Origin of the sequence: Candidatus Amarolinea dominans, from assembly GCA_016719785.1 — a bacterium.
Classification (GTDB): Bacteria; Chloroflexota; Anaerolineae; order SSC4; family Amarolineaceae; genus Amarolinea; species Amarolinea dominans.
Genome location: JADJYJ010000010.1, coordinates 58260 through 75819, shown reverse-complemented (window position 1 = coordinate 75819; position 17560 = coordinate 58260). Strand labels below are relative to the sequence as shown.

Annotated in this window: 18 protein-coding genes, 1 tRNA gene and 1 pseudogene; 12 read left to right on the top strand and 8 right to left on the bottom strand. The window is 61.5% G+C overall.

The features are described 5' to 3' along the window. Window positions 1-8: 8 nt before the first annotated feature. The 4 genes and pseudogenes from IPM84_13170 to IPM84_13155 form a co-directional block, all read right to left on the bottom strand. Complete coding sequence (locus tag IPM84_13170; GenBank protein MBK9093694.1) at window positions 9-395, bottom strand: type II toxin-antitoxin system VapC family toxin; 387 nt, start codon at window positions 393-395, stop codon at window positions 9-11. After that, entirely contained in the window at window positions 392-616 is a 225-nt protein-coding gene (locus IPM84_13165) for a hypothetical protein (protein ID MBK9093693.1), read from the bottom strand. Before IPM84_13165 ends, IPM84_13170 begins: the two co-directional genes overlap by 4 nt. A gap of 11 nt (window positions 617-627) precedes the next feature. Next, window positions 628-2213, bottom strand: a pseudogene (locus tag IPM84_13160) (SAM-dependent DNA methyltransferase). A 271-nt stretch (window positions 2214-2484) separates the two neighbouring features. Beyond that, window positions 2485-2557, bottom strand: a tRNA-Lys gene (locus IPM84_13155). 366 nt (window positions 2558-2923) lie between these two features. On the opposite strand from IPM84_13155, the gene IPM84_13150 reads away from it, so the two are divergent. Both IPM84_13150 and IPM84_13145 read left to right on the top strand, forming a co-directional pair. Beyond that, on the top strand, window positions 2924-3070 hold the full coding sequence (locus IPM84_13150) for a hypothetical protein (protein ID MBK9093692.1): 147 nt from the start codon (window positions 2924-2926) through the stop codon (window positions 3068-3070). A 5-nt stretch (window positions 3071-3075) separates the two neighbouring features. After that, window positions 3076-4251: an MFS transporter gene (locus IPM84_13145; GenBank protein MBK9093691.1), complete on the top strand. Its 1176-nt coding sequence runs from the start codon at window positions 3076-3078 to the stop codon at window positions 4249-4251. A gap of 20 nt (window positions 4252-4271) precedes the next feature. Here the strand turns inward: IPM84_13145 and IPM84_13140 are convergent, their stop codons facing one another. Beyond that, window positions 4272-5066, bottom strand: a complete 795-nt coding sequence (locus tag IPM84_13140) for an alpha/beta fold hydrolase (protein ID MBK9093690.1) — start codon at window positions 5064-5066, stop codon at window positions 4272-4274. 267 nt (window positions 5067-5333) lie between these two features. Here IPM84_13140 and IPM84_13135 point away from each other — a divergent pair, with 267 nt between their 5' ends. Continuing rightward, window positions 5334-5900, top strand: coding sequence for a histidine phosphatase family protein (locus IPM84_13135; GenBank protein ID MBK9093689.1), 567 nt, complete (start codon window positions 5334-5336; stop codon window positions 5898-5900). A 15-nt stretch (window positions 5901-5915) separates the two neighbouring features. On the opposite strand, the gene IPM84_13130 is transcribed toward IPM84_13135, so the two are convergent. After that, window positions 5916-7178, bottom strand: coding sequence for an MFS transporter (locus IPM84_13130; protein MBK9093688.1), 1263 nt, complete (start codon window positions 7176-7178; stop codon window positions 5916-5918). Between the two features lie 155 nt (window positions 7179-7333). Here IPM84_13130 and corA point away from each other — a divergent pair, with 155 nt between their 5' ends. The 3 genes from corA to IPM84_13115 all read left to right on the top strand — a co-directional run bounded on the left by corA (window position 7334) and on the right by IPM84_13115 (window position 10394). Further along, window positions 7334-8299, top strand: a complete 966-nt coding sequence (corA, locus tag IPM84_13125; protein ID MBK9093687.1) for a magnesium/cobalt transporter CorA — start codon at window positions 7334-7336, stop codon at window positions 8297-8299. A gap of 217 nt (window positions 8300-8516) precedes the next feature. Then, a complete protein-coding gene (locus IPM84_13120) occupies window positions 8517-9560 on the top strand; it encodes a hypothetical protein (protein ID MBK9093686.1) in 1044 nt (347 codons plus the stop codon). An 87-nt stretch (window positions 9561-9647) separates the two neighbouring features. Beyond that, window positions 9648-10394, top strand: coding sequence for a CDP-alcohol phosphatidyltransferase family protein (locus tag IPM84_13115; GenBank protein MBK9093685.1), 747 nt, complete (start codon window positions 9648-9650; stop codon window positions 10392-10394). On the opposite strand, the gene metF is transcribed toward IPM84_13115, so the two are convergent. Further along, entirely contained in the window at window positions 10382-11260 is an 879-nt protein-coding gene (metF, locus tag IPM84_13110) for a methylenetetrahydrofolate reductase [NAD(P)H] (GenBank protein MBK9093684.1), read from the bottom strand. The two genes, IPM84_13115 and metF, sit on opposite strands and share 13 nt — an antisense overlap. 189 nt (window positions 11261-11449) lie before the next feature. On the opposite strand from metF, the gene IPM84_13105 reads away from it, so the two are divergent. Genes IPM84_13105 through IPM84_13085 form a run of 5 tightly spaced genes read left to right on the top strand, consistent with a single transcriptional unit; the run spans window position 11450 to window position 16194 of the window. Continuing rightward, entirely contained in the window at window positions 11450-12604 is a 1155-nt protein-coding gene (locus tag IPM84_13105; GenBank protein MBK9093683.1) for an ABC transporter substrate-binding protein, read from the top strand. Between the two features lie 17 nt (window positions 12605-12621). Next, window positions 12622-13677, top strand: a complete 1056-nt coding sequence (locus IPM84_13100) for a branched-chain amino acid ABC transporter permease (protein MBK9093682.1) — start codon at window positions 12622-12624, stop codon at window positions 13675-13677. Between the two features lie 14 nt (window positions 13678-13691). Next, complete coding sequence (locus IPM84_13095; GenBank protein ID MBK9093681.1) at window positions 13692-14618, top strand: branched-chain amino acid ABC transporter permease; 927 nt, start codon at window positions 13692-13694, stop codon at window positions 14616-14618. 6 nt (window positions 14619-14624) lie between these two features. Then, on the top strand, window positions 14625-15413 hold the full coding sequence (locus tag IPM84_13090; GenBank protein MBK9093680.1) for an ABC transporter ATP-binding protein: 789 nt from the start codon (window positions 14625-14627) through the stop codon (window positions 15411-15413). A 52-nt stretch (window positions 15414-15465) separates the two neighbouring features. Continuing rightward, entirely contained in the window at window positions 15466-16194 is a 729-nt protein-coding gene (locus IPM84_13085) for an ABC transporter ATP-binding protein (protein MBK9093679.1), read from the top strand. 141 nt (window positions 16195-16335) lie between these two features. On the opposite strand, the gene IPM84_13080 is transcribed toward IPM84_13085, so the two are convergent. Continuing rightward, a complete protein-coding gene (locus IPM84_13080; GenBank protein ID MBK9093678.1) occupies window positions 16336-16977 on the bottom strand; it encodes a histidine phosphatase family protein in 642 nt (213 codons plus the stop codon). 127 nt (window positions 16978-17104) lie between these two features. Between IPM84_13080 and IPM84_13075 the strand changes: the two genes are divergently transcribed. Further along, complete coding sequence (locus tag IPM84_13075; protein MBK9093677.1) at window positions 17105-17404, top strand: DUF4143 domain-containing protein; 300 nt, start codon at window positions 17105-17107, stop codon at window positions 17402-17404. Window positions 17405-17560 lie beyond the last annotated feature (156 nt).

Here is a 17560-nt window from a genome sequence, read left to right as displayed (position 1 = left end):
CCAGCTTTTCACCATACCCGCTTCACGCCATAACGATCAAACATTTCATCGCTGCTCGCCACTGGAGTCCCTTCCACCAGCGACTGGGCAATGATCAAACGGTCGAACGGGTCGCGGTGATGAAAGGGTAAATCCACAACCCGTGCGGTGTGTGACATAGAGATGGACAAGAGGGTAAAGTTGTTGGTCAGCAACTGATCATCCCAGAACGCTGCAAAAGGCGCCGGTAGCGCATACTTGCCCAGACTGATCTTGATGGCGATCTCCCAAAGACTTGCCGGGCTGACGAAAATCAACCCATCTGTGGCAACGATGCTCTCCCGCGCCCTTCCGCTCAATCGGGGATCGTCCAGCACAAACCAGAGTAGCGCCTGCGTGTCTAGTAACAGATTCATGACATGTACTCCTTGAAATCATCCAAGTGTTCGTCGTCTTCGGACAACACCTTGAGGATTCCTTTCGCGCTTCCAGGGTACCGTCGTTTTTTGGGGGATTCCGCCTGTTCTGGTAGAAGAACCACCAGGCGGGCAAATTTCCCGTAGGCGTATTGGAACGCCTCCGGCAAATAGATGTGACCGTTCTTATCAATCCGTGTTTCAAATTCTATAGCTTGCATGGATTCCTTCCTTATTGTGTTTCCAATAACTTAACCACATTCTCCGCGATCCGCTCTTCCAACTCCCGAGCCTCAGCGTTGAGGACCTCCAGCTCCTCGTTTTGCTCCTCCAGCCGCTCCTTGAAGTCGAAGTCGTCTTCCGCGCGGGCGGTCACCCCCACATAGCGGCCGGGGTTGAGGCTCCAGCCCTGTGCTTCGATCTCGGCCAGCGTTGCCACCTTGCACAGACCGGGCACATCGGCGTATTTGGGTTTCTTGCCGAAATGTTCGGCCAGCAGGCCGGCGCTGTCGTGCAGGTTCTCCGTCGCTTCGCCGCGGTAGAGGCGGGCGATGTTGGCCAGGAACTCGATCTGCGCCGGGGTCCAGTCGCGATGCGCGCGGTCAAGCTGGCGGTAGAGGTGGCGGGCATCCATGAAGAGCACCGTTTCGCTTCCCCTCACCCCCGGCCCCTCTCCTGCAGGGCGAGGGGGGAGATTGCGCTTGCCCCGGTCGAAGAACCAGAGCGTGCAGGGCAGGGTCACGGTGTAGAAGAAGTTGGCGCCGACCGCCACCATCACATCCACGGCGCGGGCTTCGATGATCTGCCGGCGGATCTCCAGTTCCGAGCCGCGGGCGTCGGAGGCGGAGTTGGCCATGACAAAACCGGCGCGCCGCTGTCATTCAGCGCGCTGTAGAAGAGCTGAATCCAGAGGTAGTTGGCGTTGTCGGTGCGTGGCGGGCCAAAGGGAAAGCGCGGGTCGTCCTTGAGCCGGTCCTTGTCCACGCGATCCACGTTGAAGGGCGGGTTGGCCATGACGAAGTCGAACTTACCGGTGGAGCGGTGCAGGTCTTCGTAGTAGGCATTGCCCTGGCGGATGTCGCCGGCCAGACCGTGGACGGCGAGGTTCATCTTGCCCAGGCGCACGGTTTCGGCCACCTTCTCCTGACCGTAAATGCTCAACTCGGCGCCGGGGTTCTTCTTGTGCTCCGCGACGAAGCGGGCACTCTGCACAAACATGCCGCCAGAACCGCAGGCCGGGTCGAAGATGCGGCCGTGGAACGGCTCGATGATGCCGACGATCAACTGAACGATGGCGGTGGGGGTGAAGAACTCGCCGCCCTTTTGGCCCTCGCTCATGGCGAAGTGGCCGAGGAAGTATTCGTAAATCCTGCCGAACGCGTCCCCCCCGATGTCCATGGGGACGGAGTTCATAGTCTTGAGCAGTTCTTTGAGCAGGGCATTCTCGAAGCGGTTGTAGGTCTTGGGCAGGACATCCTTGAGGTCGGGATTCTCGGCCTCGATGGCGCGCATGGCATCGTTGATGGCCGCGCCGATGTTGGCCCCTTCCGGCAGGGTGATCAGCGCCGAGAAGCGCGCTGTCTCGGGCAAGTAGAGCACGCCCCGCGCCTGATAGTCCACCGGGCCGATGATGCGCCGTCCGCTGCCGGCGCCGGCCAATTCCTTCGCCGCCGCCTGGAACTTGTGGTCGGCATAGCGCAGAAAGACCAGCCCCAACACTGGGACAGAATATTCCGAGGACTTGAGCTTGGAATTGGCGCGCAGTTCATCGGCTGCGTCCCACAAGCGGGCTTCGATGTGGTTTCCGCTATGGTTCATGGATCCTCCCTGGAGCGGTGTACTGGCCGTCTATTCCGCCCGCAAACGCGTGGCCCTCATGCCCCGCGAGTTGACATTGACAAAAAGATAAAGGAATAAGCCTCATCTCCACTATTCTACGCACTGTTCAACTCATCCATAACCTGATTATGCTGGACAATCGTCATTTTTCATAATCTTGATAGCTACCTGCTTAAGGTGGACGGGTTTGTCAAGACACGCAAATGGTAAAAAATACGACCAAGTGAAACCAATTCACTTGGTCGTATGATGACCCGCCAGGGACTCGAACCCTAAACCCAATGATTAAGAGTCATTTGCTCTGCCAATTGAGCTAGCGGGCCACAACGAGCCAGATTTTACCATACGGACAGAGCCTGCGCAAATTTTCCCCAGGATTACGACAACCGATCGGCCGCGATGCGCGTGCGCCCAGGCGGTGAAACAGGCGACTTTGTGGTACAATACCGGTCGAATTCAATGGCCTCCGCAGCAGGCCACGACGATCGAGTTGCACGCATGGAGGAACAACGTGAACATTGCGTCGCCACAGTTCAAGACCACTCTGAGTCTGGTCGAGATGGAGACCTTCATTCGCAGGGCAGTCCAAGAAGCAGTCCGCGAAGAACTCGCGCCCTCTGCGCCACACCGATGACTCTATTGTCGAGAACTGGGCGCACGAAGGCCCTGAAGATCCCGCTGGCGATCAATTGTTGCTTGCCGAAGCGATCGAAGAACGTGACCGTTACTCGACCAACCCGGAAGCGTGGATGGGGTGGGAAGCCTTCAAGGCAGAGTTGGCCGTACTGATCATGCGGTTACGCCACAAAGATTATGTGGATTACCACAGCCTGTGATCTTGATGACACCCAAACGACAATTCAAAATTGGCCTGATCCTGCTGGCCTACATCGCGTTCATCTCCCTCGGTCTGCCTGACGGGCTGCTAGGGGTGGCCTGGCCCTCGATGCGTGCGGACTTCGCGCTACCGCTGGACGCGCTGGGCATGCTGCTCGTGGCGTCCACCGCCGGCTATCTCACCTCGAGCTTCTTCAGCGGCCGCATCATGGCGCGGATGGGCGTCGGCGGGCTGCTGGCCGCAAGCTGTGCGGCGACGGGCGGCAGTCTGCTGGGCTACACCCTGGCGCCCTCGTGGTGGGCGATGATTCCACTCGGCGTGGGCGCGGGGCTGGGCGCGGGCGCGATTGATGCCGGCCTCAATACCTACATCGCCTCCCACCATGGCGAAAGCCTGATGCAGTGGCTCCATGCCAGTTTCGGCGTCGGCATCACGCTCGGCCCGATCATCATGACCACCGGCTTGAATCTGTTCGGCGCCTGGCGCGTGGGCTATGTCGTAGTCGGCGTGGCCCAACTGGCGCTGGCGGGCTGCTTTGCGGTCACGGCGTCGCTGTGGCGGCAGAACGGGACCGCCGGAGAGGCCGATGCCCCCATGCGCCTGACAGACTTTCAGACGCCTCTGCGCGAAACGCTGCGCCAGCGGGGCGCGTGGCTCAGTATCCTGATGTTTTTCATCTACACCGGCATCGAGGTCACCCTGGGGCTGTGGGCGTACACGCTGTTGACCGAGTCGCGCGGCATTGCGCCGGCGATCGCGGGCCTGTGGGCCGGCAGCTATTGGGGCACGTTCACCGTGGGTCGCGTCATGGCCGGGCTGTACGCGCCGCGGGTGGGCGCCAACAGGCTCGTCCAGATCAGTCTGTTGGGGGCGCTGGTCGGCGCGCTGCTCTTGTGGTGGAATCCCGCGCAGGCGGTGAGCCTGTTCGGCGTCGGGCTGGTCGGCTTTGCTGTGGCGCCCATCTTCCCCGCGCTGGTGTCCGGCACGAGCGGCCGCGTCAGCATGCGCCATGCGGCCAACACCATCGGCATGCAGATCAGCGCGGCCGGCCTGGGCGCCGCGCTGCTGCCCACGGTCGCGGGCAGCCTGGCGCGCTACACCTCGTTGGAGGCGATCCCCGTCTACCTGGCAACGCTGATTGTCACCCTCATCGTGCTGCACCACCAGTCAACGCGCTAGGCAATCGTCTTCTGCACTCGCTACGCCACTTGCACGGTCAAAAACTCCCACAAGGCCGTATTGAACGCGGCCGGCGCTTCCAGGCTGGCGAGATGCCCGACGTCTTCCAGAACGACCAGGCGGGCGCCCGGCACGGTGCGCGCCATCGCTTCCGATTCTGCCGGCGGGATCAGCTTGTCATCCGCGCCGGTGATCACCAGCACCGGCAAGAAAAGCCCTTCCAACACGTCCTGACTGGCGCCGCGTGTGGCCATGCCAAGCTGCGCGTTGGCCAGCGCCTCGACCGGCGCGGCTGCCATCAGCCTGTGTACGTGAGCCACGAGCTGCGGCTGCTGCTGAAACGTGGCCGGCGCCAGGAGCTTGGGCAGCATGTCATCCGCCACGGCAAGCGCGCCCTGTTGCCTGGCGACAGCCGCGGCCGCCTGCCGATTGGCCTTGCCTGCCGGGCTGTCTGCGCCCGCCCGTGTGTTGACCAGGATCAGCCCGCGCAGCATCTCCGGGAACTGACGGGCAAAGGCCAGGGCCACATAGCCGCCCATGGAATGGCCGCCGATGACCGCGCTGCGGACACCCCGCTGTTGCAGCAGCGCATGCACGTCGGCCGCCAGCATCTCCATCGTGTACGGCCCTGCCGTCACTTCTGATTCGCCAAAACCCCGCAGATCCGGGGTGATGACCCGAAAGCGTGTCTTCGAAGCCTCCACCTGCGGCGCCCAAATCGCGCGCTGCAACGGATAGCCGTGAATCAACACCACCGCCAATCCCTCTCCCTCGTCACCAAACGCCATCTCGAATCCATTGATCATAGCTCGCATGTTTGACCCCGCTTTCTCCCTCTAACCTGACTTGAAAACAACATCCCCGCCAACTCCGTTACGCTCTCTTCCCCCCTTCTCCTCTCCGTTACACGGAGAGGAGAAGGGGTCGGGGGTTGAGGTGAGGTTCGGGGCTCCCGGTCCGCTGGCATTTTCATCCACGGTCGTTCCGCCCTCTGCGCTCTCCACTTTGCACTTTGTACTTTGTGCTCTGCACTTCTCTCTACCGTCTTGCCTTCCGCCCCGATTTGCGCTACACTCGCGCCCATGTCATTCAATCAACATTCACAAATCGTCTACTTGATTCGCCACGCGACCCCTGACTGGGCCGACCACACCATTCCGTATGACACGCCGCCTGGCCCGGCATTGACGGCGCAGGGACGGCAGGAGGCGCATCTGCTGGCCGCGCACATGGCCGGCGCCGGCATCGGCCGGCTTTTCTCATCTGAGATGGCCCGCGCCCAGCAAACGGCAGACATCCTGGGCCAGCGCTTGTCGCTGCCGGTTGAAATTGACCCAGGATTGATCGAGATTCCGCGCGGCGAAAGCCGTGAAGCCCTGGAACAGCGGATGCTGGCCCTTTGGCAGCGTCGCGTCCTGGATGCCATGCCTACGCAACCGCTGGCGCTGGTTTCCCATGGCGGCCCCATCGAGGTGCTGTTGCGCACCGTGGTGTACCCACCCCTCGACTTGCTGCCTTTCAAGCAGCGCTTCGATCGCCAGAACCCGCTCCCGCCGGCCGGCGCCTGGGAACTCACGCGGCAGGCGGATGATACCTGGCAGGCGACCCTCCTCTTTCATCCCCTGGCCGTTGAGCAGGTCAGGGTGTAGGCGGGTCGGCCGCGTCTACGCCTCCACGGGCACACTGACTGGCGCCTGGTGTGGGTCATGCACGGCCAGGGCCAGGACGGCCACGGCCAAAATGCCGCCCACGAGCGCCAGGATGAACATGGCCGGGTAGCCCGAAGCGTCAATGGCCCAGCCGCCCAGCAGCGGCGCCAGCACCCCGGAAGGTGCGGTCAAGGTGTTAGCCAGGCCCACGTAGGCCGGACGATCCTTCGCACTGCCGAATTGGAGCGTAAAGGTGATGCCGACGAGCCAGAAGCAGACACTGCTGATGCCGGTGAGCACAAAGATCACAAACAGCCAGCCCACCGTGGGGGCCTGCAAGGCGACTATCGGCACGATGACGGCCGCCACGGTGCCGGCGATCATGGCCTGACGGTGCCCCCAGCGATCTCCGAGCATGCCCATCAGCGGGTTGGCAACCATCTGCGTCACCATCAGGCTGCCGGTTAAAAGGCCCAAGAGCGCAGGGTCCGCGTTGAATCGCTTGACCGCGTAGACCGTGACGAAAGCACTGGGAATGACGACGATGCTTTGTAGCCACCGACCGATCAGGTACCAGCGGAAATTGCCATCCACGCGCAGGATGGTCCACAACTGGCGGCGGAAAGTGAGCGCACTCATGGCCGGCGGGGTGTCCGTGTCCGGCGGTTCGCGGGTAGCGGCCAGAAAGACCCAGGAGACGCTCATGGCCGCGGCGCACAAAAAGAAACAGACGGCAAAATTGATCGGGTAGGGCTGATCGTTGAGAATCCATCCGGCCGCGACCGCGCTGCCGGTGCCCAACAACGAGCCAAACGCGGCCTGCGTGCCGAAGAACAGGCCCCAGCGTGTGGGGGGCATGGTGCGGCTGATCATGGTCTGCCAGAAGTTAGCCGTCAGGCCGGCGCCCAAACCCTGAAGCGTCAAAAGGGCAAACGTGATGATCAGGGCCTGGGTGGAACTCAAGCGCGCCAGTTGCAGGGCCAGAACGCCGAAGAGGACATACGGAAAGCGCTCAACGATAGTCAGGGTCACAACCGCGGGCTTCAGCCGCGCACGTGAGGCCACGGCGCGCGCCGTGAACACCTGGGGTAACTGCCAAAACACGGTGTGGACCGCCGGAATGAGACCGATGAGCAGAGCCGAATCGGTCAAGTGACTGACGAAAAGGGGAAAAACGGTGACCCAGGAGGCAAAGCCGACACCGAACACAAAAAAGCCGCCATCCAGCACATTGACGGCGAAGTTATAGCGATAATGGCGTAGCACGTAGGCTGACATTCGTGACCATCCTCCCACACAAGAAAACGCCGCCAACTGGCGACGCTTTGCACTCGGCGCCCATTATAGCAGGCTTGCCCCTTCTTGGCAATCAGTCTATAATGGGCTTCCGAAAAAATCCCAATCCGGTGCAAGTCAACGGGGTGCCGTCAACCATGCTTACGATCAAGGCCTTGTGTCAGGGTGAATTTTCCACCTATTCGAACTCCGAACAGATCGGAGATCTCATTGCGCGCTCGGACGCGCTGGTTTGGATAGACATGGTCGCGCCGACGGCGGCGGATCGCCAGGTGCTGCACACGCATTTCAACTTTCACCCGCTGGCCCTGGAAGACATCGAGCATCGCCATCAACGCCCGAAGATCGAGGTTTACGGCCACCATTACTTTATCGTCGTCTACGGCGCGAACCTGAATGCGGATCTGGAGAGCATTGGGTTACGCGAGATCGCCATCTTCCTGGGCAAGAACTACGTCGTGACGGTCCATGCCGAGCCGGCGCCTGAGCTACAAGCCGCGCTGGAGCGCTGGGAACACAGCACCGAGTCTGTCGGTTCGGACCTGGGGGCGGTGTTGTACGCCATTATGGACGGGTTGGTGGATGAGTATTTCCCGCTGATTGACGCCGTGGCCGAACGTGTAGATGTGCTGGAGGAGAAGATCTTCGAGCGTTTCAACCGTGATGCACTCAACGACATTTTCACGCTGAAGAAGGACCTGCTGGCGCTGCGGCGAGTGGTGGGGCCTCAGCGCGATGTCTTCAACGTGTTGATGCGCCGCGACCCGCCCATCTTGCCAGCCGGTTCCGTTATCTATTTCCAGGATGTGTACGATCACACCGTCCGTGTCCTGGACAGCATTGACATCTATCGTGATCTGCTTTCAAGCGCGCTGGATGCCTATTTGTCGGTACAGAGCAACGCCTTGAATGAAGTCATGCGCCGTCTGACCGTGATTTCGACCATCTTCTTGCCGCTCACCTTCTTGAGCGGCTTCTTCGGCATGAACTTCGAAAGCCTGCCGTTTCATGAGCCGCTGGCGTTTTGGTTCAGTATCGGCATCATGGTGTTGACGCCGATCGCCATGGTCCTCTGGTTTCGTTCACAAGGACTCAGCGACTAACTCTTGCCAATTGACCCACCTCAGTTATCTTGACAGCCTGTGGTTGACCATGTAAACTACTTAACGGCGTCTACGTCTTGACCCTCGATCCACGTGTTCTACTCGACCCTCAAGTCGGCGGCGCGTGCACGATTGATTGAACTCAAACCAGTCTCAAGTTAAAGAAAGTTAAAGATAGAAAACGTAAGCGATCCCTCGTGAAGGAGTGTCCCGAACCATGCGTAAACTCAAGGTGGATCTGTCGGCGCTAGATTTTGCTATCGAAGATGTGTCGGGAGTAACCACCTATTATCTCGATACTGTCAATGGCGCAGTCATCCAGGTACGCACTGAAGACCGTCGTACATGGGCCAGGATATATGATGAGCTAAGTCGCCAGCCGAATGTCACCAGCGCAGATTTTGCCGCCACGTTCGCCCAGGTTGCACGGGGTGAGGTCACGTCCGTCTCTCTCCAGGCCGTGCATGAACTGGAAATGAACCTGGGCCAGCGCACTTTGCGCGTGCCGCGTGCCGATTCGCGCAAGAGTTATGAAGATATCGAAGAATTTATCGCCACCGTTGCCGACGAGCCGTTTCGCGACACCTTGACTCATGCCCTCGGTGGACAAGGCGCATTTCGCCGTTTCAAGGAGACCCTGGCCGGCGACCGCCATGAACGCGAACGCTGGTTCCGCTTCAGAAACGCCCACATGCGCGAGCGCATCATCGAATGGCTTTCGGCTTATGACATCGAGCCACTGCTCGGATCCGCACACGAGCCGGAAACTGGCATACCGTCTGTACGAATACGCCTCCTACGCGAGATGTCCGAGTTGGTCCGTTTACTCATGAAGGCGCCGGGCGTCACCCGCATTGCCATGATCGGCTCCCTGGCTACCGAGATCGAAACCCCGCGCGATGCTGATCTCCTGGTATCGGTGGAAGACGAGTCCAACCTGGCAACCCTGGCCAGGCTCGGGCGGCGTTGGCGTGCCTTCGTACAGAGCTTGCATTGCAGTGGTGATATCTTTCTGGCCGATAATCAAGGAAATTACCTGGGCCGCACCTGCCCCTGGAAGGACTGTGGTGCGAATTTCAACCCTCGATGCGATGCTCGGCATTGTGGGCGTCGCCGCTACCTGCATGATGATCTGAATACGATCCGCCTGTCGCGTCAGGTGACTTTGAATCCCCCGGTTGAACTATGGCCTGAAATCGTGCTGCGCGGTCCGGTGCCTCAAGATGTGACTGACGTCTTGCTCAAGCCACTGCAACAGTAACGACCCCCGCTTGCTGGCACGGAACGGGGTGATGCCTTACGGCGCGGTACATTCTTGACCGCTGCCAGACCAGACGATGAGGTGTATATGTCGCTAATCGAGGGAGATACGATCGCCATTCGCAACAGCCGCAAGGTTGCCGCGTGGGGCGTTCATCTGTTCACTGCCAGTGGCGTCGCCTGGGGCTTCCTGGCCCTGCTGGCCATTCAGAATCATGATTGGCTCTTGACGTTTCTGTGGATGGCCATTGCCGTCGCGGTTGACAGCCTGGATGGCACCCTGGCGCGGCGGCTGCAAGTCAAGGGCGCGCTGCCGGGCTTCGACGGTGCGCTGTTGGACAACGTGGTTGACTATCTGACGTACGTGGTGGTGCCGGCCTTCTTTTTGGTTGAAGCGGATCTATTCCCACCCCAGCTGGCCACGACGGGCGCGGTGCTGATCTTGCTGGCCTCCGCTTATCAGTTCTGCCAGGCCGACGCAAAGACCGAAGACCATTTCTTCACCGGATTTCCCTCCTACTGGAACGTCGTCGTGCTCTATCTGTTTCTGTGGGGTCTCAGCCCGCAGGTCAACCTGGCGATCGTGATCGTTTTGGTCATCCTGGTCTTTGTGCCGGTGCGCTATATTTATCCGTCACGCACGCAGGCCTATCGGCACGTAACGTTGGCAGTGCTTTCCGTGTGGGGTGTTTTGACCGTTGCCGCCCTGGCGCAGCATCCGCGTGTGGCCCCCTGGGTCATGCTCGGCTCGATGCTGTGCATCAGCTATTACGTGGCCCTCAGCCTCTACCTGTCCGTTGGGGCCGGCCGGCGGCGCCAGCTTCAGTCGAAGTAGGACCCCAGCGCATCAACCAGCCGCGAGGTGGCGTGGTTGTTGTTCAAGGTGAACACATGCAGGCCAGGCACGCCATGATCCAGGAGTTCGCGACACTGCTCGATGGTATACTCGATGCCGGCTGCTTGCTGCGCGGGGCTGCCGTCCTCATGGCGCAGCAACGCCGCACTCAACGCATCGGGGATGTGCGCCCCGCACAGAGAGGTGATGCGTTGAATCTGCGAAAACCTGGTAATGGGCATGATCCCCGGAACGATAGGCGCCTTGATCCCCGCGCGCGTGGCCTCGTCGCGAAAGCGCAAGAAGTCGGCATTGCCATAGAAGAGCTGCGTCAACACCACTGACGCGCCGGCATCAACCTTGCGCTTCAAGTTTTCCACATCCTGCACTAAATGGCGGCACTCGACATGCCCCTCCGGGTAGCCGGCCACCGCAATGTCCAGTTCAGCGGTATAGCCCTTGATAAACGCCACCAGGTCGTTGGCATAGCGAAAACCGTCGGGCACAGGCGCAAACTGCGCGTCCCCCTGCGGCGGATCACCGCGCAGCGCCACCAGGTTACGCACGCCCTGCGCCAGTACGCGATCCACATAGTCGCGCACATCGTCACGCGAGGAGCCAACGCAGGTGAAGTGGGGCACGCTCATCACCTGGAAACGCGTATGGATCATCTCGACCAGCTCCAACGTTTTCGGGCGGGTCGAACCGCCCGCGCCGTAAGTCACCGAAACGAACGCCGGCCGGTGCGCCACCAGGTGCGTCAGCTCGGTCTGCAGGTTCGCCCAACTCTGCTCTGTCTTGGGCGGAAAAATCTCAACCGAGAGGGCCGGTTTGCGACCCGCGTAGATGTCCTTGAACTGCGTCATAGTTGTCCTTGTCACCTCACTCCCTGTACGAATCAGCCGCTATCATACACCACACACAAGCATTCTTCCAAAACTGACTTGACTTTGACGGGTTCTGGCGCCTGTGGTATGATTGCGCCTACCTCAAAGACTCCCAATCATGATAGAACACAACAATCTGTTTGCTTTTTGCTCCATGGAGGGAAGACTATGCGGAACATTCGTCTTGTTTCTCTATTGTTAGTGGCGGCGCTGCTCCTCGCGGGCTGCGCACAGGTGGCAACTCAGCCTGCGCCGGCGCCCGACGGCCTGAGCGGAGAGATCGCCATTGGCGCCGTCTGGTCACTGACCGGCGCGGCCGCCATCTATGGCCCGTCACAAAAACAGGCGGCCGAGATGGCGGTAGAGGAAATCAACAAGGCTGGCTTGCTAGGCAAAGCCACGATCAAGTTGATAACTGAGGATGATCGCTCAACGAAAGAAGGCGCCATCGCCGCGTTCGAGAAGCTGATCAACCAGGATAAAGTCATCGCCATTTTTGGGCCGACCCTGTCCAACTCGGCCAAGGCCGCCGACCCCATCGCCCAGGAGAAGAAGGTAGTGGTGCTGGCCACCTCCAACACGGCCGCCGGCATCGTCGAAATTGGCGATTTCATCTTCCGCAACAGCTTGCCTGAGGCGTCCGTGATTCCCAACACGATCAAGATGACCAAAGCCAAGCTGGGCTACAAGCGGGTGGCCGTTCTCTACGGTGACGACGACGCCTTTACCAAGAGCGGCTATGATGCCTTCAAGGCTGCCCTGGACGCCGAAGGCATCGAGATCTTGACCACCGAGACGTTCAAAAAAGGTGACACCGACTTCTCGGCGCAGTTGACCAAGATCAAGTCGCTGAACCCCGAGGCCATCGTGGTCTCCGCGCTGGCAGAAGAAGCGGCGGGCATCATGTCCCAGGGCCGACAGCTCGGCATTCCCGATAGCGTTCGTTTCATTGGCGGCAACGGCTTCAACTCGCCCAAACTGGCGCAGTTGGCCGGCGCGGCCGCTGAGGGCGCCATCTCCGGCGCGGCCTGGTTCGTCAACTCCGACGCGCCTGGCAACCAGGATTTCGTCAAGGCCTACAACGCCAAGTACGGCGCCAATCCCGACCAGTTCGCCGCGCAGGCCTATGCCGCGGTCTACATCATGGCCTCGGCCATCAAGAACGCAGGCAAGGCGGAGGGGCAGGCAATTCGCGATACCCTGGCACAGGTCAAGGACGCGGACACCGTGCTCGGTAAGTTCTCCTTCGCCGCCAGCCGCGACCCTGTGCATGCCCCGATCGTGCAGGTGGTCAAGGACGGCAAGTTCGATCTGTTCAAGTAGGGCAGACTGGCACAGTTATGGAACAACTCCCACAGCAGCTCATCAACGGTATCTGGCAAGGGGCTGCCCTGGCACTGTTTGCCATGGGCTACACCCTGGTCTTTGGGGTGCTCGATATCGTCAACCTGGCACACGGCGCCAACTACATGTGGGGCGCGTTCATCGCGTTCTTGTGTGTCACGCAGTTGGGCTGGCCGCTGTGGGTTTCTATTCCGCTAGCCATGATCGGCGCGGGCCTGCTGGCGATTCTGCTCGATCGCCTCGCGTTCAAACCGCTACGCAGCTTGACGATGGGCGGCCTGGTGCTCTGGGCCGGCTTCATCCTTTTACTGCTCGGCATCATCGGCGCCTGGCCCGCGCCCTGGGGGATGATCCTGCTCGGCGCCGGCGCCGCGCTGGCGCTGGCCGGCATCGTGCTTGACTATCGCGCGATCCGGCCGCTGCGCCAGGCGCCGGTGCCGCGCCTGGCGCCGATGATTTCCTCGATCGGCGCGTCCATCATCTTCATCAGCGTGGCGCAGGGCGTTTTTGGTGCGCAGGTCTCCCGCTTTCCCCCTGAGATTTTCCCCACCGCCCCCCTGTCCCTCTTCGGGCGCGCGGTCATTGCGCCGATTCAGGTTCTGGTTCTTGTCCTTGCCCTCAGCCTGATGCTCACCCTGCGCCTGCTCATCGAACGCACATCCCTGGGGCGCGCCATTCGCGCCATCGCCTGGAATGAACGCACGGCCCGCCTGCTCGGCATCAACGTAGACTGGGTGGTGGCGCAGACATTTTTCCTCTCTGGTGCGCTGGCCGGCGCGGCCGGCGTACTGCTGGGCCTGGCCTTCAACCGCCTGGAGCCAACCATGGGCAACGAGGTGGAACTGGCCGGGCTGACCGTCATCATCGTGGGCGGCATGGGCAGCATCGGCGGCGCGGCCGTGGCGGCCTTTCTGGTGGGCATGATTCGTGTCTTGAGTGTGGCCTACCTTGACAGCAGCTTCCGCGATGCCTTCGTCTTTGCCCTGCTCATCTTGGTCCTGCTCGTGCGTCCCAGCGGCATCCTCGGCCGCAGCAGCAGCGTACGCGCCTGATGAGGAGTTGAGACATGCCTGCGTTCATCAGCAACCACATCTCCCTCGTCAACTTCACCCTCATCAACATCGCCCTGGGGCTGAGCATCTACCTGACCCTTGCAACCGGCCTGCTCTCCCTGTCCAATGCCGGCTTCATGGCGATCGGCGCCTACACGGCCGCCATCGTCGCCACGCAAACGAGGCTGCCGCTGGGCGCCGGGCTGGCCCTGGCCATGCTCATCGGCGTGCTGCTGGCCGTACCCTTCGGCTTGATCATCCTGCGCCTGCGCGACATCTACCTGGCGATTGCCACCCTGGGCTTTGGCGAGATCGTGCGCATTATCGCCCTCAATGGCGACAAACTGCTGCGCGCCTTCAGCGGCCAGCCCGACCTGACTATTTTCAACGGCGCCGAAGGCATCACCCTCACCTACCGCACGCCACAGATCATCCTCGGCCTGCCGCACACCACCTGGCCGATCCTGCTCTACGTCCTGGCCTGCATTTACCTGCTGGCCACCCTGCAGCATTCACGCTACGGCCGCTTGATGGCCGCCATCCGCCTGGATGAAGCAGCCGCGTCAACCCTCGGCATCCAGGTGGTGCGCTACAAGCTGCTCGTCTTCGTCCTCGGCGCGGCGTTGGCCGCCGGCGCCGGCGCCTTGAGCACCCCCATCGTACGCGTGATTGATCCGCGCAACTATGTCTTCGGCCGCGCCGTGGACATTCTGGCCTACGCGGTGCTCGGCGGCATGACCCACTGGGCCGGCCCGATCCTGGGCGCCATTCTACTGTCAACCCTGCCGGAGACCCTGCGTTTTTTGCGGGCGCAGCGCGAAGTGATCAACGGCTTGGTCATCATGCTGGCCATCATCTATTTGCCGCGCGGGCTGGCCGATCCACACTTTTGGCGCCGCCTGCGCTTCTGGTCACGCGTGCCCGCCGCGGCGCAGGAGTGAGGGGCCATGCCTGATCGCACCCAGACGCTGCTGCGCGTCGCCGATGTCAGCCGCCAGTTTGGTGGCCTGACCGCGCTCGATCATGTCTCCTTCGATGTCATGGCCGGCGCCATTTGTGGTTTGATTGGGCCGAATGGAGCCGGCAAGACCACGCTCATCAACATCATCAGCGGGCTGACTCCGGTCAACAGCGGGCGCATCACCTTCGACGGCGCGGTGATCAGCGGCCTGCCTGCGCATGACATTGCCCGTTGTGGCATCGGCCGCACCTTTCAGAACATCCGCCTGTTTGGCGACCTGTCGGTGCTGGAGAATGTCATGGTCGGCCACCACCTGCGCCAGCCGGGCGCCATCATCGAGACGCTGCTGCGTCTGCCGCGCAGCCGGCGCGCGGAGCAGGCGACGCAGGCCGCCGCCCTGGGCCTCCTGCGCCGGTTGCGCGTGGAGCACCTGGCGGCGGCCGCGGCCGGGGCGCTCTCCTATGGTGATCAGCGCCGCGTGGAAATGGCGCGCGCCCTGGCGCTGGAGCCACGGCTGCTGCTGCTCGATGAACCGGCGGCCGGCATGATCGCCGCGGAAACTGAGCAACTGGCGCATCTCCTGCTGGAACTGCGCGCGGCCGGCCTGACCCTGTTGGTCATCGAACATCACATGGATTTGATCATGAGCATCTGCGATCAGGTGGTGGTGCTCAACTTTGGCCGCACCATCGCCGCCGGGACGCCGGACCAGGTGCGTCATGACCCCCGCGTCATCGAGGCCTATTTGGGCAATGAAGGCGATGAAGGCCAATGAAGGTCAATGAAGGCCAATGAAGGCAATAAAGAGACCGAGGCGTAGCGAGATCATGCTCACGGTGACGAATCTACAGACAGCCTACGGTGCGATTGCCGCGCTGAAGGGCATCACATTCACGGTGGCACAGGGCAGCGTGGTCGCGCTGGTGGGCGCCAATGGCGCGGGCAAATCCACCACCCTGAACACGATCAGCGGGCTGTTGGCCCCGCGCGAGGGCCGCATCACGTTCGACGCGCAGGATATTACAGGCTGGCGCGCGGATCGGGTGGCTGCCCTGGGCCTGGTGCAGGTGCCCGAAGGCCGCCAAATCCTGGCGCCGCTGAGCGTGGAAGAAAATCTGCTGTTGGGCGCCAACCGGCGGCGTGACCGCGCCCACATTCACGCCGACCTGGAGGCGACCTTTCAGCGCTTTCCGCGGCTGCGTGAGCGGCGGCGCCAGGAGGCCGGTTCGCTCTCCGGCGGCGAACAGCAAATGTTAGCCATCGGCCGCGCGTTGATGGCGCGGCCACGCCTGGTGATGATGGATGAACCGTCGCTGGGGCTGGCGCCGCTGCTGGTGCAGGAGATTTTCCGCATCATCGCCGATTTGAAAGCGCAAGGCGCAACCATTCTCCTGGTGGAACAGAACGCGCGCAAGGCTCTGCAGATCGCCGACTACGCCTATGTCCTGGAGAGCGGGCACATCGTGCAGCAAGGGCCGGCCGCCCAGTTACGCGCAGACCCAGCCATTGTAGAGGCCTATCTCGGCAAAAGCCGCGCGCCAATGCCCACTTCCTGATGAGGGGCATCTGCCGCGAGGGGCGATGCCGATTTTAACGCCGGGGCGCCGGGGCGCCAAGAAAAAGCCCTTGCGTCTCTGCACCTTTGCGCCCTTGCGTTAGAGTCCGCTTGCCCAACGCTCCTTGCGCGACCGCAGCGTTCAGCGTTCCTCGTTCAGCATTTCTCCGATATGACCGACATCATTCATGCGCACGAGGCGCGGCGCCGGTTCGAACACCACCTCGCTGATACCGCAGTTGTCCATCTGGTACCCAGGCCAGCGATTGCCCTGGTTTTCCAGGAGCAGGGCCAGCACGGTGGCCAGGGCGCCGCCGTGACTGAAGATGGCGACGGTCTGGCCTGGGTGGCGGCTGAGGATGGCGCGCACGGCGCGCACGAGGCGCAAGCCGAACTGCATGGCCGACTCACCGCCGGGCGGAGCAAAATGCGGGTCGCTTGCCGTGCGCACCCACATCTGTTTCTCGTCGCGCAGTTCCTCCAAGGTCAAGCCGTCCCACTCGCCCAAGCGATACTCAGACAAGTCGGGGTCAACCTGCACCGGCAGTTCGCCGAGCGCCGTAGCCAGGGCGGCGGCCGTCTGCCGGGCGCGGGTCAGCGAACTGCTGTAGATGACCTGGATAGGCCGGTTTTCGCTCAGCAGGCGGGCGGCCAGGGCTTGGGCTTGCGCCTGCCCGGTGGCGTTGAGCGGCCTGTCGGTGGCGCCTTCCAACTGGCCGTTGACGTTGGCGTCGGTCTCGCCATGACGGATGAAAAGGAGCGTTGTTGGGACGATTGAATTCATGGATTGATTATGTTTCCCCTGTCTCATCTTATTCTATCACGAAAAGGCGCCACGGCGCAACCTGTTCCTGTCCGATTCGCATCATATAAAAATAAGAGTTGACTTTAAGAAAAATAGGATTAAAGTGGTGGGAGCGGTCTTCGAGACCAGCGTCTACACGGAACTGCTCAAACGCTACGGCAGCCAGCAGGTAGGTTACTGGCGGACCACCGACAAGCGCGAGGTTGACTTTATCGTGCGCCAGCCAGGAGTCACCCTACTGATCGAGACCAAGCTCACTTTTCCGCATGGGACACCTCCCCTGCTGAAGGCTGCTGGCGCCGCCGTCGGTGATGCTGTGGCTGAGGTGGAGGATTATCGAGTCGTGGGGCTGTACGGGCGCCCCGCCGAGGATCGGATGATCTACCCCTGGCAGTTGTACTTCTGATATACTGCAAGCGGGCACGAATTGCGCCTTTTTCCTTAGGCGGAAAAGCGAAGTCTATTCCCGCTTGCAGTATAGCATTCAGTTGCATTACCTTGGATCGTCTGAACCATGCTCACGAAGGCAAAGGGGCCAATTCGTGAAAATTCGTGGCAGAGA